Genomic DNA, 17001 nt, shown 5'->3' with positions numbered 1-17001 from the left:
TTAAGGTATGGCGGTTAAAAGATGAATTATATTTAACTTTTAACCGCCATTTAGTTTTCTATTTATTACATCAATTTCTTTAGCCACTTTAACAAGCCCATTTTTTCATCGTAAGGCGGATAAATCATTTTGGAAACACCTAATTTAGACTGAAAAACGACAGATCTTTCGTGAGAAAAGTTTTTAAATCCATAAATCCCATGGCAACTTCCCATTCCGCTGCTGTTAACACCGCCAAAAGGTAAATTTGGGTTGCTAATATGAATCAAAACATCGTTTACGCAAGTGCCACCTGCCGAAGTTTCATGCAATATTTTCGCTGTATTTTGTGTGCTATCGCTAAAAATATAGAGTGCTAAAGGTTTGTTCTTCGCATTTACAAAGTCGATGGCTGTCTGCAAGTTTTTATAGGTAATTACAGGTAAGATTGGCCCGAATATTTCTTCTTCCATAATTTTACTTTCAGGGTTAACCCCGGTTAGCAATGCAGGTTGGATGGTTAAGGTTTTTTTATCTGCCTCGCCACCAAAAACTAATTTCCCACCCTTTTCAACTGCGTCTTTTATTAAGTTTGCCAACCTTTCGAATTGTTTTTCGTTAATAATTTTACCAAAAATTTGTAGGTCGAGCTGATTATTTCTAAAAAATAATTTTTTTACGGCTATTTTGTAGTAATCGACAAAGGCTTGTTCTAGCTTCTCATCAATTAAAACATAATCTGGAGCGATACAGGTTTGTCCGGCATTTACCAATTTTCCCCAGGCTATTTTTTCTGCAGAACTTTGTAAATCAGCAGTATCATCAATAATTACGGGCGATTTTCCACCTAATTCTAAAGTAACCGAAGTTAAGTTTTTAGAAGCCGCTTCCATAACTACTTTTCCAATAGCTGTGCTTCCTGTGAAAAAAATATGGTCGAAAGGCAACTTCAATAACGCTGTAGAAACCTCGGCATCGCCTTCAAAACATGCAATTTCATGCTTATCAAAACATTTGGTAATAAGCTTATTTATTACGTTGGCCGTGGCAGAACTAATTTCCGAAGGCTTTAACATCACACAGTTACCGGCTGCGATGGCAGAAATAAGCGGACTCATAATTAATTGAAATGGGTAATTCCATGGCGCAATAATTAAGCAAACGCCTTTGGGCTCATAATATAATTTATTACTTGCGAAAAAATTGCTCAAAGTTCTTGATGCACTTTTTGGCTTCATCCAACCTTTCAATTTTTTTACAGCATGGTCTATTTCCATGTAGGTAAATATCAACTCCGTAACAGCACTCTCAAACCTGCTTTTCCTCAAATCTTTTTCTAAGGCTGCATAAATGTCTTCTTCGTTGTTTTCAATAAATTCTTTTAAACGTTTTAATTTCTCGATTCTAGTTTTGGCATCTGTTTTACGCAATTCAAACTTATGCTTTTGTTGCTGTTCAAACACCGAAATAATCTCTTTAACCATAAATAACGTATATTACTGTTTAAGTTAAATTTAGTTAAATTTGATGCCAATTCATTAAAAATTCACCCTTTTAAGTCATATTGCTACAAATCGTAATTTTGAATATGAAAAGATTATTTTTTATTTCACTGCTCCTATTTCCATTTTTAATACAAGCGCAAAATATTAAAACAGATGTATTGGTTATTGGCAATGGCAATGCTGCATTTGCTGCGGTAGTACAAGCCAACCTTTCATCGGTAAACGTTACGGCTTTAACGCAAAGCGATGGTTTTAAGTTAGACGATTTATTTACGTTGGATGAAAATGGAACATCAATAGCGTTTGTGAAGCAGGCAAGAAAATCGCTTAAATTGCCCGATAGTGTGGCATTGCCTCCTTTTAACTTTCAAATGTCGAACGTCGTTATTAATAAATGGTCAGACAGTTCAACAACTTTTAAAGTTATAAATAACATTTCCTATACCGAGATTAAACGAGCTGGAAGCGGTTGGAAAATTAAACTTAGTAATGGCACTGATATTAAGGCTAAAGTTTTAGTGCTTGCAGAACCATCTGATAATCTTTTAAAGGTGCTGAAAATTGATGCTATTAAACCGGCTGAAGTTAATGCTTTTAGTTATGGCGATAACCTTTACCGGACTTCAATTGCTGGAGTTAATAAAACTAACCAGCCAAGCTTTTTACCGCTTTCGAACTTATTAATTCCCAATCAAGAAAATTTAATATACATCCCTACCGATTATTTTGAAGTTGGCCAAGCAGCAGGAGCAACAGCCTCGTATGCTGCGTTTTTTAACACCAAAACAAGTTTGTCAAATTTAAAAAAGATTCAAATCGAATTACTTACTTATAAATGTGCCCTGTTACCTTTTGAAGATATTAGGGTTACCGATTCTAATTGGTTGGCGATACAAAAAGTAGCCACAACTGGCTTGCTAAAAGGAGAATTTAAAAATGGCAAATTGTTATTCAATCCTGATGAATTGGTTACCTACAATGAAATTAAACAACCTTTAAAAGATTATTATTACAAAGCACAAATTTGGTTCGACGACCATGTTGATGTACCTATAAATTTAGAGAATAGCATCTCTTTAGTTGCCGCATTAGGTAATAAATCGCCAGAAGCAACCAAATTAGCACTCGAAAAAGATTGGCTAAAAGTTTATGGTTTTAAGTCGAATTTTGATATGAAAAAATTGTTAACACGTAGAGAATTTTCTGCCTTGGTTAGTGTTTACCTAAATCCATTTGATTTTATACAAGTTGATAGAACAGGGCGAATTTTAAGGTAAGCGCAAATTGATTACTCATAAAAAAAGGCCAAGATTTAAAATCTCAGCCTTTTTTTTATGTTGTAGGTTTAGGTTTCTTTTTATGCCAAACCTTTTTCTTACCGTTATTTTGATGAGGTCTTTTCTCTTCTACATGCTTAATTTCCATTGCGGCAATCGCAGCTGATAAAGGCATTTTTGGCACTTCTTTTTCAATCAGTTTTTCTATATTATCAAACTTCCGCTTATCTCTGCCGTTCACAAGCGTAATTGCAGTTCCTTTGGTTTCTGCACGTGCCGTTCTGCCAATTCTATGTACATAATCTGCGGGGTCGCCGGGTACATCGTAATTTACAACTAAATCAATTCCCTCTACATCAATACCACGCGATAAAACATCCGTTCCAATTAAAATTGGTAACCTACGGTTTTTAAATGCCAGCAGAATGTCTTCCCGTTCTTTTTGTTCTAAATCTGAATGGAAAGCCTCTGCTTTTAATCCCAAACTTTTAAAGGTTTTATACAACGCTTTAACTTTATCCTTTGTAGAAACGAAGATAATACTGCTTTTATATTGCCCGCTTTTAAATATTTCGGTTAATAAAGCTTGCTTCTGTTGATCGTGAATTAAATAAGCTTGTTGATCAATTCCCTCAGCTGGTTTAGCTATAGAAATGGTAATTTGCTGTGGATTCTGCAAAATTTTTGCCGCCATATTTCTTATTTTCGGTGCCATTGTAGCCGAGAATAAAAGCGTTTGTCTATTAGCTGGCAAATAACTTATAATGCGGATAATATCATCATAAAAACCCATATCCAACATCCTATCTGCTTCATCTAAAATTAGGTGTTGCAAATGTTCTAATTTTAAAACTCCAGATGATAAATGTGCCATTAAACGACCTGGAGTAGCAATAATAACATCAACACCATCACGCATCGAGCGTTTTTGCTGTTCATAAGCAATCCCGTCGCCTCCGCCATAAACAGCTAACGAACTAATATTTGTAAAATATGCAAGTGCTTCAACCTGCAAATCAATTTGTTGAGCAAGTTCGCGAGTTGGGGCTAAAATTAAAGTATTGTTGTGCCTTTCTTTCGCGCGCATAATTTTATCCATAACAGGTAAAAGATAACTAGCAGTTTTACCTGTACCCGTTTGGGCGCAGGCAATAAGGTCGTGGTTATCCAAAATTACAGGTATAGCTTGTTCTTGTATTGGAGTAGCGCTTTTATACCCCATAGCCATTAGGCCTTCGTATAAATCTGGGTTAAAGTTAAAGTCGGTAAAATTCAATCTGTTGTATTTAATTATTACGCAAAAGTACCTTAAAATAAAGCGAATTACAAACAGCAGGATTGATTAGTACTTTGAGGAATAAAAAATGTTAGAAAAACAAGTTCCGGCACACTTTCGAAAAAGCAGCCCCGCTCTCGCTTCTGCCGAAGAAAAATCGGCATCTCGCTAAATCGGGTTTAGATTAATTAAATCCGTGCAAAAAATAGGGTTTGCAAAGTGTAGAATATACCGAAGCTGGCAAAAAAAACTCCCCTAGCTTATCAGGTCCGAAACTTTTAAAATTCTAGAGTGCACTTTGTTCACGACGTGTTTTAAAAACTTAGCCGACGAAGCTTCGTAGGAGTAATTTTGGAACAATCTCTCTGCTTTGCAGAAAGTCTTAATGTTCGCTGGTCAGGAAATGTTTTCCTGACTTATTGAGCTGAGGATTTTTAATCCTCCATAAAACATTAGAAAATCACCCCTTTTATTAAGCTTTTTGTAAAGCGCCACTTGGGTTATCACCGTGGTCAACTATTTTCTTAATCTTTCCAGCTAAGTCAGAAACATAAATCATACGCTTTGTAAAAGGTTTTTCGGCGCCGCAATGAGCGTTTTAATGTTCGCTAGTCAGGAAATGTTTTCCTGACTTATTGGGCTGAGGATTTTTAATCCTCCATAAAACATTAGAAAATCACCATTCTTATTAAGGTTATTGTAAAGCGCCACTTGGGTTATCACCGTGGTCAACTATTTTCTTAATCTTTCCAGCTAAGTCCGAAACATAAATCATACGCTTTGTAAAAGGTTTTTCGGCACCTCAATGAGCGTTTTAATGCTCGCTATTCAGGAAATGTTTTCCTGACTTCTTGAGCTGAGGATTTTTAATCCTCCATAAAACATTAGAAAATTACCCTTCTTATTAAGCTTATTGTAAAGCGCCACTTGGGTTGTCACCGTGGTCAACTATTTTGTTAATCTTCCCAGCTAAGTCCGAAATATAAATGATACGCTTTGTAAAAGGTTTTTCGGCACCGCAATGAGCGTTTTAATGTTCGTTAGTCAGGAAATGTTTTCCTGACTTATTGAGCTGAGGATTTTTAATCCTCCATAAAACATTAGAAAATCACCATTCTTATTAAGCTTATTGTAAAGTGCCACTTGGGTTATCACCGTGGTCAACTATTTTGTTAATCTTGCCAGCTAAGTCCGAAACATAAATCATACGCTTTGTAAAAGGTTTTTCGGCACCGCAATGAGCGTTTTAATGTTCGCTAGTCAGGAAATGTTTTCCTGACTTATTGAGCTGAGGATTTTTAATCCTCCATAAAACATTAGAAAATCACCATTCTTATTAAGCTTATTGTAAAGCGCCACTTGGGTTATCACCGTGGTCAACTATTTTCTTAATCTTCCCAGCTAAGTCCGAAATATAGATCATACGCTTTGTAAAAGGTTTTTCGCCACCGCTGTAAAAAATACGGTCATCAGCAGTTAAGAAAATATAAGTTACGTTCATCCCATTTGGACTAATCTTTTCAATTTTTTTAGTGGTTAAATCTAAAATATAAACGGCTTCCATTGGACCTTCTAAACCGTCTATCTTTTCATTAGTTCCAGCATTAAAAACCAATTTCTTACCATCTCTGGTGTAAAAAAAACGGTTACTGCTAGAGATTAAATAGTCTGCACCGATCAGCTTCGCAATTGATTCTGTCTTGATGATTTTTCCTGAGCTATCGAATGTATAAAGGTTGCTTAAATCATGCGCCAAAATCTCGCTTTCACTTTTCCATGTTGGAGAATAAGCATTTATTTTTGTTGTATTGCTTAAAATAATAAAGCCTGTATTATCTGCATTTATTAAACCAATTTTCCAAACATTTGCAGGTGTAAAAATATTGAACGCAATTTTATCGCCCCTCGGCGACCACATTGCTTGGTAATAATTATCGCTGTTAACTTTCAATTGTAATTGACTCTTATTTTCCAAGTCGGCAACCCAAATAGTTCTATGTTTTGCAGAATCGATAACAGTGTAGGCCATTTTCTTTCCATCAGGCGAAATTGCAGGATCGGTGGCTCCACCAAACGAAATCTGCTTTAAAGTATCAATACTTGAAGCCACGATTTTATCGCCATTTTGGAATGCTAAACCAAATTTTTTATTGATAATTGAAACACTGTCTGTGGCAACAATCGGTTTTTCTTCAGGTTTTGTGTTCGAATTACATGCCATTAAAAAAGCTAGGCATGGAATAATTCCCGAGGCCAAAAAAACATTAAATTTAGTCATGTGCAATTTTACAAATAGTTTTTGTTTTAGCTACCCATAAGCTAATTAAAGCTTATTATTTTACTTAGTACAAACTTTGTGAATTTGTGCTGAATGGTAACGACGAAGGTTAGAAGAGATGCTTTGGTACAATTTGCAAAATAAAGTTATAAATCGAGGATTTTAAATCCTCAGTTTGAGGGGTCAGGATTACAAATCCTGACCAGCGATAGGCCATCGATAGGCATTAGGACGCTAGACCACACAGCATTCTTGGCAGTTAGCAAAATAAAGTTATAAATCGAGCGTTTTAAATCCTCAGTTTGAGGGGTCTGGATTACAAATCCTGACCAGCGATAGGCCATCGATAGGCATTAGGATGCTAGACCACACAGCGTTCTTGACAGTAAGCAAATTAAATCGATAAATCGAGGATTTTAAATCTTTAGTTCGAGGGATCAGGATTACAAATCCTGACCAGCGATAGGCCAGCGATAGGCATTAGGATGCTATTCCACACAGCATTCTTGGCAGTTAGCAAAATAAAGTTATAAATCGAGGATTTTAAATCCTCAGTTTGAGGGGTCAGGATTACAAATCCTGACCAGCGATAGGCCATCGATAGTCATTAGGATGCTAGACCACACAGCATTCTTGGCAGTTAGCAAAATAAAGTTATAAATCGAGGATTTTAAATCTTTAGTTCGAGGGGTCAGGATTAAAAATCCTGACCAGCGATGAGTATTACACCACTTCGAAATAACTAACCTTAACGCCAATCTATTATTTACTTTTAACCAATCACTGAGAAATATTTTTTATACTTGAAAAAAATTAGCTAAAGCCACCCAAGTTTTTGAAATTTATAAAAAATACAGCTGGAAACCAACAGCAAGAAGATGCGCAACTGATTGCCGAATATAAAAATTCGGGAGAACTTGATGCATTGGGCACGTTGTACAATAAATATATGCATTTGGTTTATGGGGTTTGCTTTAATTATTTTAAAGATGAAGAGCAGAGCAAAGACGCTGTAATGCAGATTTTTGAAGAATTAGTTACAAAATTGAAGATTTATGAAGTGCAGAATTTTAAAAGTTGGTTGCATGTTTTAACGCGCAACCATTGTTTAATGGCACTGAGAAAATCGTCTAAACAAAATAACATTTCGCTAGATGATGCTTTTGTGGAAAACAGGGAGTTTGTGCATCTTGATATAGACAATACAAAAGAAACGCAACTTACCGCTATGGAAAAGTGCATGGAAACCTTATCAGAAGAGCAACGAAAAAGTGTAGATTTATTTTATTTGCAGGAGAAATGTTATAAAGAGGTTTCGGATATTACTGGTTATGAAGTGCTTAAGGTTAAGAGCTATATACAGAATGGGAAACGGAATTTGAAAATTTGCATGGAGAAAAATAGCAGTGAATAAAGATTGGTTAGATATAGATGTTTTAGAAGATTACCTTGATGGTAAACTTGATGGGAAAGCGATGCACTTTGTTGAAAAGCAGGCGCTAGAAGATCCTTTTATTGCCGATGCGTTGGAAGGACTAAGGCAATCGCCAAAACGAAAACAAAATTTTTCTATTCTACAGAAGAAACTGCACGATAGGATTGCACAAAAACCAGTAAAACGAAAACTTTGGGGCATTACAACACAACGAATGAGTATTGCAGCTGCAGCTACCGTTATTTTTTTAAGTGTGAGTATTTTGTTTTTCATGAGAGAAAACAACCGTAAAAATGTAGAAACTGCACAAAGAAAATCGAAATGCGTAATTGTTAATTTAGATTCGAATAATGCTTTAGCTGCAAATAAGCCCGAACTAAAAAATGCAGACTCCAAAACAATCGCTTCAGAAAAAAATGCTTTAATTGATAAAGCGATTGAAGATTCGAAAAAAGATAAGCTGGCGGTAAACAATAAGAAAGTTAAAGCTCCAAATGCAATTGTTAGCCAGCCAACCGCACCCGTAATAAACGAAGAAATTGTAGCGGTTAAAAGTGAACGTGTTGCTTCCGTAGCGAGAGTGGAACAGGCCAAACTTTCGCGAGCAGATGGCAACTACGTAACGGCGGTAGATTCTAATAAAATTAACTTAAACGCAGGTAAAGATCGCGTAATGAGCGAGGTGGTGGCGGCAAATGTTCAACTGGCTAAAAAGAAACAAATTGAGAATGCTGCACAAGTTTCGGCGAAAAGCGCATCTGTTTTAAATGGAAAAACGACAACATCAACAAAACCTATTCCGGCAGTTGCCGATTATGATAAATATTTAAGTTTAAACAATAAACTTGCAAACAAAACCGGTGTGCAAGGAAAGGTTTTGCTAAGCTTTAACGTTAATAAAAACGGCCGACCAGAAAACATTAAAGTAACAAAAAGCTTAAGTAAAGAGGCAGATGCAGAAGCGATTAGACTTATTCAAACTGGCCCAGATTGGTTAATGCCTGCAAAGGGAACAAATAGTGTTGATTTAGAAGTTAAGTTTTAAAGATTTGTTTTGAGCTGAGTGCTTTTTTAAAAAAATTGGTGCCTCCATATTTACAAAAAAAAGGGCTTCAGCAAGCTGAAACCCTCAATATCTATATGTAAAAAAACAATTTTATTAAAATACAATTGGTAATTCTACAACTGTTTTATCCCACCCGATTATCATGTTTGCACCATTCTTTACCTCTTTAAAAGTGATAGATAAATATTCCAACGGCTTACTCAAGTTTTGAACCGGAACTTCTACACGAAGCACATCTTTCGATTCATCGTAAGTAAAAGCACCCCATCTATCAATATTTTTATTTAAAATGATTATCCAACTTTCTTTATTCGGAATGGCAAAAAGGCTATAAGTTCCAGCTTTAATCTTTTTATCACCAATTTTAACCTTACTATAAAATTTTATTTCGGTGTTTTCGTTAGCACCCAACCTCCAAACTTTGCCAAATTGCTCTAAAATGCCAAAAATTTCTCTTCCTTTTTTTTGAGGTCGAGAATAAACAACCTTCATTACAGGCTGTACATTTTCTGCAGGCTTCGCTTTTGGTGTGTTTAATGGAAAATAAACGATATCCGCCGGACTAAAATCGGCAATAGGAAATTTTATTTGATCGGCTGAAGAAGTATTAACCTGGGCCTGAGCAAAAAAACAGCATGAAGCAAAAATAAGAACTAATAAACTTCTCATCAATATATAATAATTAAAAGTAACTATAGCGATAACTTATTGTTAGCTTTTTTTGCCCTTTACAAGTGCATTTAAAAATAAGCCCGCCGTAAGTAAGCCTAAAACAGCACCTAATAAAGCAAAAATATAACTTCCAGTAATTACAATTGCCGTAACAACACCAGAAATTAAACCTAGCAGGTAATATAACCAATTGAAATTATTGTTGATGTTTTCTTGAGTATTCATTGTATTTTAATTATTTGTGCACAAAGTTAATATTTATTTTAAATTTTAGTTTGCGTTTGAATGTATTTAAGGTAATTTTTTGGTTGAGCCCAGTATCAGGATTTTTTAAAGTTATCATTTGCCCATAAAAACATAATTATTGCATTTAAAATAGTTTAAGTTTTTAACCTAAAAGCAACACAACATTTTAACTTTGCTTTAAACAATAAAACTAAACCGCACCAAAAAAACCAACAATGAGTGATAAAAAATTTAACATTGCCATTTTAATTGATGGAGACAATGCGCAATCTAAACTTCTAAAAGAAACGATAGAAGAAGTTTCAAAATATGGTAAAGCAACCATTAGAAGAATTTATGGCGATTGGACATCACAAACAATGAATTCTTGGAAAGCTTTAATTAACCAACATTCCATAAATCCAATACAAAAATTTTCATATACCACAGGTAAAAACTCTACAGATGGCGCATTGATTATTGATGCCATGGATATTTTGCACAGCAAAAATGTTGAAGGGTTTTGTATCGTTTCTAGCGATAGTGATTATACCGGCTTAGCTAAAAGAATACGCGAAGAAGGTTTGTTTGTAATGGGTATTGGCGAGAAGAAAACGCCCGAGGCTTTTGTGAAATCGTGCGATATATTTACCTATACCGAGAATATTACCGTAAAAATTATCGATACCAAACCAGCGAAAATTGAAAAAAGCAATGTGAAATCTGTTGAGAAGAAAAAGCCCGCAGAGAAAAACCTTAAAGTAAATGCTGTTGTGCTATCAGCAAGTGATGAGGAAACAATTTCTAAAGCCTTCGAAATTTCTACCAATGAAAACGACACGGCCTATATCTCAAATGTTGGCGGAAATATTAGAAAAATTGACCCCAGCTTTGATGCACGAACTTATGGTTATTCTTCGTTATCAAAACTATTCGAAAACATTGCAGGCTTTGAAGTAATTAGAAATAAAGTAGGCGATTTAAATCATCCATTAGTAAAGAGAAAGTAGAGGTATAAATCGCTACTTTCATAAAAAATCAGTTTTTTTAAAATGAAGACAAATTTAACAAAGTGGCTTAGAATTACCTATAATAAAATTACGAACAGCATTGCTTTTTATCCAGCTTTAATAGCGGTTGGGTTTTTAATTCTTTCTTGGTGCATGTTAGAACTGGATTTTTCCAGTTGGGGCAAACAGATAAAATCAGGCATGAGCTGGTTGAGCTTAAAAGATGCAAGCACTGCCCGATCAATTATTTCTACCGTTGCTGGCGCGATTATTTCCCTTACCGTTTTCAGTTTCTCGATGGTGATGATTGTGCTCAATCAAGCTGCTTCGCAAATGAGTAATAGGGTGCTCACCAGCATGATCGAAAATCGTTTCCAGCAACTTGTATTGGGTTTTTATATTGGTACAATTGTGTATGCGCTGTTTTTATTATCAACCATAAGAGATATTGATAGCGGTGTTTACATTCCCGCCCTAAGTATTTACCTCCTTATTCTTTTAACCATAATCGATATTTTTCTTTTTATATATTTTCTTGATTACGTAACGCAAACCGTTAAATATGAAACGGTTATCAATCGGGTTAAAAAACAGACCTTAGAAACGATGCATAAAAGATTTGCTGAAGAAACTGATGAGAAAAGCAATTGGGATCATTTAGATTTTATTGAAGTAAACGCGCCCGAATCAAATTATTTTCAAGGCATGAATACGCATAAACTTTTAAAAACAGCATCTGATAAGAATTTTTATATTACCTTTTTGCACAAACAATCTTCGTTTCTTATTAAAGGCACACCATTTTTCAGAATTTACAGTAACGAAAAATTTGATAACGATTTTGTGGAAGTTGTGCTATCAACAATTGACTTTTATGGCGGACAACCCATTGATATAAATGCGGATTATGGTTTCAATCAGTTGGCCGAAATAGCCATCAAAGCCTTAAGCCCTGGAATAAACGATCCTGGAACGGCAGTAATTTCCCTACATGCACTTTCTAGTTTATTTTCATTCCGGATTTACCAAAATCTCCCCAAAATTATAGTAGATGAAGCGGAGGTGGCGAGAATATATAAACCAACTTCTTGCTTTACCGAACTGTTTGAAAAATGCTTCTATCCAATATGGAATTATGGAAAAAACGACCAATATATCCGAGCGGAACTTTTAAATATAATTAAGCAACTTAAATTGGTTGATTGCAAAAACCGATATACTGATCTATTTAATTCCTTTGTGGATAAAGTTGAATCTGTTAAAGTTGAATAGGAATTAAACTAAATGCAATTTAACTATTTTAACAATAATGCTGTAAAACAAGTAAAATCACCAAAAATTAATCAAAATGAAAATCACATTTATAGGATTGGGCATCATGGGCACCGAAATGGCTTCCAATTTGGCCAAAAACAATGTTAATTTAACCGTTTACAACAGAACAGCGATTGAAAATCTTCCATTTAAAAATACAAACGTAACAATTGCCGATTCGCTCGAAGACGCAGTTAAGGATGCAGATATTGTTTTTAGCATGCTTTCTACACCAAAAGCGGTTGAGGAAGTGTTTTTTGGACAAGAGAAAACATTAAGTTTGATGAAGAAGAATGCAATTTGGGCCGATTGTTCCACCGTTAACCCATCATTTAGTTTACAGGCCGCCAAAGAGGCAGCATTGTATCAAATTAGATTTTTAGATGCACCTGTTTCAGGCTCAAAAATACCAGCAAAAAACGCCGAACTAATATTTTTTGTTGGTGGCGATGCAGGTGTGGTTAAAGAAGCAACGCCTTATATGAACATGATGGGTAAAGAAATTTTACATGTTGGCGATACCGGTAAAGGCGCATCTTTAAAAATGTTGGTGAATATGATGTTAGCGCAATCGATGTTAATTTTTGCCGAGGCGGTATTATTGGGCGATAAAATGGGCATATCGAAAGATTTTTTACTCGATTTACTTCCGAACCTTCCCGTATCTGCGCCTTTTACGAAAGTTAAAGCAGCATCAATAAAGAATGATAATTATGATGTTCAATTTCCGTTAGAGTGGATGCACAAAGATTTACACCTTGCTGCAATTACGGCTTATGAAGTTAATCAACCATTATACATTGCAAATCTAACTAAAGAGATTTTTGCAGAAGCCAACAAAGATGGAATGGGAAGATTAGACTTTTCGGCCATTTTTAAGTACTTAGAAAAAACAAAGTAACTCAAATTTCGTTTTAATACAACCTTTAAGAATGAACGCAAATTACTGAAATTGCTTAAAAGCTCGTCTTCCGAGCTTTAAACAATTTACAAAAACCAAAACTCACTGAAAATAATAGTTTGTCTTTTTTGGAATGATAGAGTAGGCAAACTATTAAAGAATTTAGTGATTAAATCAAAACAATAGCAATGAAAATTTCTAAAATTTTTCCTTTTTCGATTTTTACATTGTTTTTATCAGGATGTCTTGGCAATATGAATCCTACTGGTAGTAATTCTAGCCCAAACTATCCATGGTTCGTAGTAAAACAACCTTTGTTAGTTAAGAATATTCTCGTGCCCACCGGAACAACACTTACATACAACGAAGATTATTTTAAAACAGGTGAACAGGATAAAGCAATGAGCGAAAAGAAACTTAAGTCCATTAATTTTCCTGCCAATGCACCATTAAATTGGGGTGGAGTTCCTGTAACATCAATCTCGAAATTTTTTAATTCTGAAATGCATGGAGTTTCGGTTAATGCAAATTTTAAAAAGCTACCTGATGAAAATAAAACTAGATTTTCCCGGCTCTGGGAGAGTTGTGATAGCGACATGGGAATACTGCTAAAAAACACTAATGATTGGTCGTTTAATAAAGCAAACATTGCAGATGTGGAAAGTTGTAGTGTACTTTACCAGAGATATTTTAAAGATAATGCAGCACAACAAACTTTTTTAAACAATATGTATAACGAACTTTTAAAAGTAAAAGAAAAATAAAATCAACAAACTTATCTGCCATAATTAAGGCGCAAGCAGCAGCGTATTAATTTAATATTGATAAAACCTATGATGGATACAAATGACATAATTATCGAATATGACGTTGCAAAAAGAAAGAAAATACTTCTGTTGCCCATTGCGATTATTGCTTTTAGCACCATTATGTTAGTCATAATTCTTAATGCAGAACGAGTAAAAATTTACTATTTAGCCATGTTTGCTTTATTAATTTTAGGGAGTATATATGGAATATTTGTTCTAGTAAAGAGCATTTTTAGTACTGATCAAGTAGGCTTAAAATTAACTGATAAAACTATAAAATTCAACGGCACGCTAGCAGGAAAAACGATTGGCGTAGTGAATTTGAAAGATGTTGAATCGATAAATACGTCTGTGCAATACAGCACAAAACAGATTTATTTAAAACTAAAAAATCCAGATCAATATATATTTCAAAAGTCGAAAATTGAAATGGCCAACCACGGTTTCTTTATAAATAGTACCGAGTTAAAAATCAGTTTCGAGGAATTGGATAAACTATTGCGAGATTATTTACAAAAGTACGGCAGCTTAGGTATTGAGCAAATTAGGACGATATAATCAAAATTTTAAATCAATATAAAAAAACGATAGAAATGAAAGCTTTACAGTTAACAAAATATGGAGAAATTAAAGATAGTTTGGCATTTAACGAGGTTGATAAGCCCAAATTCGGCGAGGGCGATGTACTAATCGAAATTAATGCAGCGGCTATTAACCCAATAGATAAGGCGTTGGTTTTAGGTCATTTAAAAGGAATGATCCCACTCTCACTACCTGTAACCCTTGCTTATGATGTTAGCGGGACTGTGGTAGAAAAAGGAGGCGACGTACATCATTTTGAAATAGGCGATAGCGTTTATGCAAGAGTACCTCAAGAACAGATGGGAACGATTGCAGAATATGTGGCGGTTGATGCTAAAGCTGTTGCGCAGAAGCCAGAAAATATTTCTTTCGAAGAAGCTGCGAGTTTGCCATTGGCAGGCTTAACCGCATTTCAATCGTTAAATAATGCAGGCATTAAAGCGGGCGATGTTGTACTTATTCACGCTGGTTCTGGCGGTGTAGGCAGTTTAGCTGTGCAATATGCTAAAGCCAAAGGTGCTTACGTGTACACCACCACCAGTACCGAAAATGTAGAATGGGTTAAAGAATTAGGCGCAGATCGGGTAATTGATTACAAAAAGGAAGATTACAAAACCATTGTAAAAGATGCTGATATTGTTTTTGATACCTTAGGAAAAGAGTATTCTGTTGATGCTTTTGAAGTATTAAAAGAGGGTGGAAAAGTGGTGAGTATTATTGGCCCAATGGATGAAGAAACCGCACACGCTTTTGGTATTAGCGACTATAAAATGCCAGAAGATTTAGTTAAGGCGATTGAAAAGAAAAAAGCATCGTATAAATATATTTGGATGCACCCGGACGGGAAAGATCTAAATGAAATTAAAACTTTGGTTGAAGACGGAAAAATTAAACCAGTTATCGAAAAAATTTATCCTTTAAATGATGGTGTTGAAGCGTTTACACATTTAGCTTCTGGCAGAGCAAAAGGTAAGTTGGTTATCAAAATTAAATAATAAAATTTTAATGTACATTTATAGCAATCTGTTTAAAACCACTAAAAGGAATTAAATAGATTGCTGTATTTAATGAGGATAAATATTTACGAAGCCCATTTTAAATACATTGATAAAAGAACCAGCATTTCTTGTTTAAAGTACAATAAGAGGATTTATTTCTCATGAATTTTTTTTAAACAAGTTTTGAATTACAATATTTTAAATTAAGCATGGCTAAAGAAATTAAAGTTATACAATGCCCAAAATGTGGCAGCACGCAAAAAACAGAGGTAAAGCCCGATTTTTATAGATGCGATAATTGTAATACTGAATATTTCTTAGATGATAATGACGTTAACATCAACCACAATGTAAATTATAACCATGGTCAAAACGGTGCACCATTTAATGTACCATATTCATCAAAACAAATTATTTATGCCGTAATTATTGGTGTAATTTTGTTCTTTTTCTTTTTAATAAAACTTACTACTTGTAATCGCAGCACGCCGCAAAGATATTCTACAAGTGAGCGTGGAAATACCTCTTCTGCAGACAATAGCGAACCAGAAATTACTTGGGATCGCAGTGAAAAACTAAGTTTCGTTAATGCATCGGGTAAGCCGATGGTTTTAGTTGTTGGAGAAAAAGATTTTCATAAAGAAGATGTTAAAGATGTATATTTTGCTGATGCTTACGATGTAGCCGATAATGAAGCTGTAAAAAGCACTAAACTTGATGGTATAACTAAAAATTCTATCGATGATTACAAAATCAGAACGTTTAGCAACGGACAAATTTATTTCATCGTTAATAAAAATAAGGTTTTTAGTTTCGATAAAACAACGTACGCGGTTAGCGATGTAACCACGAGTTTATTCAAAAATGCTTCAGAATTTAGCGCAGGTTTGGCCAGTGTAGAGTTCGTTTACGATAATTATGGAGATGGCTTTAATATACTTACCAACGACGGAAACAACCTATATTACTATCCAATAGTTAACAAAGTTTATAAAAAAGATGCATTTTACACGGCCAGTCAAGGTTTTAATTCTCTTTTGCCGGGTGCAAAAGATAAATTGAGTTTTGCCTTTTCTACGGTTGATAATGACTATGAAAATGAAAAAATTCAGTTAGTAAAATATTATTATAAAGATAACGGAGGTGGTCCTAAAGATGATGTGCGATTTGGATGGAGAAAAGATTACGGTGGATCGGGAATATTTACAGACGCAAGTCCGTATAGAAAAGTTTTTATACTGCCTTACTCCAAAACTTCAGGCAGAATAATTTCATTCGCCAACTTTACGCCCGACCGCTTGTATTTTAATCCGAAAATTTTGTTTTCAGATAATGAAGTGGTATTAATTTCATTTAATGCAACTGCTGGCGAAAAAGCGGCAACTTCTATACAGTGTTTAAATGCACAAAGTGGCGCAATTATTTTTACAACACCTTTAAGTGAAAATAGCTATCTAAAAAATGCAATTCGTTATAAAACGGGTTTTGTAATCGACAACAATAGTGGTTTTTATAACCTAAGTTCGACAGGTAAAATTATAAATGAGTTTAAAATAAAGTAACGATAAAATACCAGTTTTGGCAATTAATGCCACATTTTCTTTCTAACGTATTAGCGTTCGATTGGTAATTAAACTAGGAGTGAACAAATGCTCTAACACAGTGTTTAACAAA

General features: G+C 34.6%; 15 protein-coding genes. 10 read left to right on the top strand and 5 right to left on the bottom strand.

Annotation, left to right across the window (positions count from 1 at the left end):
- Nucleotides 1-65 precede the first annotated feature (65 nt).
- Nucleotides 66-1463 (bottom strand): aldehyde dehydrogenase family protein, encoded by a 1398-nt coding sequence (locus EZJ43_RS04180; RefSeq protein ID WP_133261416.1) that lies wholly within the window; start codon nucleotides 1461-1463, stop codon nucleotides 66-68.
- A 104-nt stretch (nucleotides 1464-1567) separates the two neighbouring features.
- Between EZJ43_RS04180 and EZJ43_RS04175 the strand changes: the two genes are divergently transcribed.
- Nucleotides 1568-2761: a hypothetical protein gene (locus EZJ43_RS04175; RefSeq protein WP_133261415.1), complete on the top strand. Its 1194-nt coding sequence runs from the start codon at nucleotides 1568-1570 to the stop codon at nucleotides 2759-2761.
- 55 nt (nucleotides 2762-2816) lie between these two features.
- Here the strand turns inward: EZJ43_RS04175 and EZJ43_RS04170 are convergent, their stop codons facing one another.
- Nucleotides 2817-4037: a DEAD/DEAH box helicase gene (locus EZJ43_RS04170; protein ID WP_133261414.1), complete on the bottom strand. Its 1221-nt coding sequence runs from the start codon at nucleotides 4035-4037 to the stop codon at nucleotides 2817-2819.
- A 1342-nt stretch (nucleotides 4038-5379) separates the two neighbouring features.
- On the bottom strand, nucleotides 5380-6315 hold the full coding sequence (locus tag EZJ43_RS04165; protein WP_133261413.1) for a TolB-like translocation protein: 936 nt from the start codon (nucleotides 6313-6315) through the stop codon (nucleotides 5380-5382).
- Nucleotides 6316-7150: 835 nt separating this feature from the next.
- Here EZJ43_RS04165 and EZJ43_RS04160 point away from each other — a divergent pair.
- Nucleotides 7151-7729: an RNA polymerase sigma factor gene (locus EZJ43_RS04160; protein WP_133261412.1), complete on the top strand. Its 579-nt coding sequence runs from the start codon at nucleotides 7151-7153 to the stop codon at nucleotides 7727-7729.
- A complete protein-coding gene (locus tag EZJ43_RS04155; protein ID WP_133261411.1) occupies nucleotides 7722-8795 on the top strand; it encodes a TonB family protein in 1074 nt (357 codons plus the stop codon). Before EZJ43_RS04160 ends, EZJ43_RS04155 begins: the two co-directional genes overlap by 8 nt.
- 114 nt (nucleotides 8796-8909) lie before the next feature.
- Here EZJ43_RS04155 and EZJ43_RS04150 read toward each other — a convergent pair whose 3' ends face one another.
- Nucleotides 8910-9485: a DUF2911 domain-containing protein gene (locus EZJ43_RS04150; protein WP_133261410.1), complete on the bottom strand. Its 576-nt coding sequence runs from the start codon at nucleotides 9483-9485 to the stop codon at nucleotides 8910-8912.
- A 42-nt stretch (nucleotides 9486-9527) separates the two neighbouring features.
- Nucleotides 9528-9713, bottom strand: coding sequence for a hypothetical protein (locus tag EZJ43_RS04145; protein ID WP_133261409.1), 186 nt, complete (start codon nucleotides 9711-9713; stop codon nucleotides 9528-9530).
- Between the two features lie 236 nt (nucleotides 9714-9949).
- Here EZJ43_RS04145 and EZJ43_RS04140 point away from each other — a divergent pair, with 236 nt between their 5' ends.
- The 7 genes from EZJ43_RS04140 to EZJ43_RS04110 all read left to right on the top strand — a co-directional run bounded on the left by EZJ43_RS04140 (nucleotide 9950) and on the right by EZJ43_RS04110 (nucleotide 16889).
- Nucleotides 9950-10723: an NYN domain-containing protein gene (locus EZJ43_RS04140; RefSeq protein ID WP_133261408.1), complete on the top strand. Its 774-nt coding sequence runs from the start codon at nucleotides 9950-9952 to the stop codon at nucleotides 10721-10723.
- Between the two features lie 42 nt (nucleotides 10724-10765).
- A complete protein-coding gene (locus EZJ43_RS04135) occupies nucleotides 10766-11995 on the top strand; it encodes a DUF2254 domain-containing protein (RefSeq protein WP_133261407.1) in 1230 nt (409 codons plus the stop codon).
- 70 nt (nucleotides 11996-12065) lie between these two features.
- Nucleotides 12066-12938 carry an NAD(P)-dependent oxidoreductase gene (locus tag EZJ43_RS04130; RefSeq protein ID WP_394343216.1) on the top strand — a complete coding sequence of 291 codons (873 nt, stop codon included), beginning with the start codon at nucleotides 12066-12068 and terminating at the stop codon, nucleotides 12936-12938.
- A 188-nt stretch (nucleotides 12939-13126) separates the two neighbouring features.
- Nucleotides 13127-13702, top strand: coding sequence for a hypothetical protein (locus EZJ43_RS04125; RefSeq protein WP_133261405.1), 576 nt, complete (start codon nucleotides 13127-13129; stop codon nucleotides 13700-13702).
- Between the two features lie 69 nt (nucleotides 13703-13771).
- Nucleotides 13772-14305 (top strand): STM3941 family protein, encoded by a 534-nt coding sequence (locus EZJ43_RS04120; protein WP_133261404.1) that lies wholly within the window; start codon nucleotides 13772-13774, stop codon nucleotides 14303-14305.
- 35 nt (nucleotides 14306-14340) lie between these two features.
- Nucleotides 14341-15324, top strand: a complete 984-nt coding sequence (locus EZJ43_RS04115) for an NADP-dependent oxidoreductase (protein ID WP_133261403.1) — start codon at nucleotides 14341-14343, stop codon at nucleotides 15322-15324.
- Between the two features lie 212 nt (nucleotides 15325-15536).
- Nucleotides 15537-16889, top strand: coding sequence for a hypothetical protein (locus EZJ43_RS04110; RefSeq protein WP_133261402.1), 1353 nt, complete (start codon nucleotides 15537-15539; stop codon nucleotides 16887-16889).
- The last annotated feature ends 112 nt before the right edge of the window (nucleotides 16890-17001 follow it).

Source organism: Pedobacter changchengzhani, from assembly GCF_004354365.1.
Lineage (GTDB): Bacteria > Bacteroidota > Bacteroidia > Sphingobacteriales > Sphingobacteriaceae > Pedobacter > Pedobacter changchengzhani.
The sequence above is the reverse complement of the archived record's forward strand: the minus strand, read 5'-3'. Positions and strand labels throughout refer to the sequence as shown.

Bases quoted from the DNA above. Each gene is read 5' to 3' on its own strand.
- EZJ43_RS04150 (WP_133261410.1), bottom strand. From the start codon at position 9,485: ATGAGAAGTTTATTAGTTCTTATTTTTGCTTCATGCTGTTTTTTTGCT.
- EZJ43_RS04140 (WP_133261408.1), top strand. From the start codon at position 9,950: ATGAGTGATAAAAAATTTAACATTGCCATTTTAATTGATGGAGACAAT.
- EZJ43_RS04180 (WP_133261416.1), bottom strand. From the start codon at position 1,463: ATGGTTAAAGAGATTATTTCGGTGTTTGAACAGCAACAAAAGCATAAG.
- EZJ43_RS04135 (WP_133261407.1), top strand. From the start codon at position 10,766: ATGAAGACAAATTTAACAAAGTGGCTTAGAATTACCTATAATAAAATT.
- EZJ43_RS04115 (WP_133261403.1), top strand. From the start codon at position 14,341: ATGAAAGCTTTACAGTTAACAAAATATGGAGAAATTAAAGATAGTTTG.
- EZJ43_RS04165 (WP_133261413.1), bottom strand. From the start codon at position 6,315: ATGACTAAATTTAATGTTTTTTTGGCCTCGGGAATTATTCCATGCCTA.
- EZJ43_RS04120 (WP_133261404.1), top strand. From the start codon at position 13,772: ATGATGGATACAAATGACATAATTATCGAATATGACGTTGCAAAAAGA.
- EZJ43_RS04175 (WP_133261415.1), top strand. From the start codon at position 1,568: ATGAAAAGATTATTTTTTATTTCACTGCTCCTATTTCCATTTTTAATA.
- EZJ43_RS04110 (WP_133261402.1), top strand. From the start codon at position 15,537: ATGGCTAAAGAAATTAAAGTTATACAATGCCCAAAATGTGGCAGCACG.
- EZJ43_RS04145 (WP_133261409.1), bottom strand. From the start codon at position 9,713: ATGAATACTCAAGAAAACATCAACAATAATTTCAATTGGTTATATTAC.
- EZJ43_RS04125 (WP_133261405.1), top strand. From the start codon at position 13,127: ATGAAAATTTCTAAAATTTTTCCTTTTTCGATTTTTACATTGTTTTTA.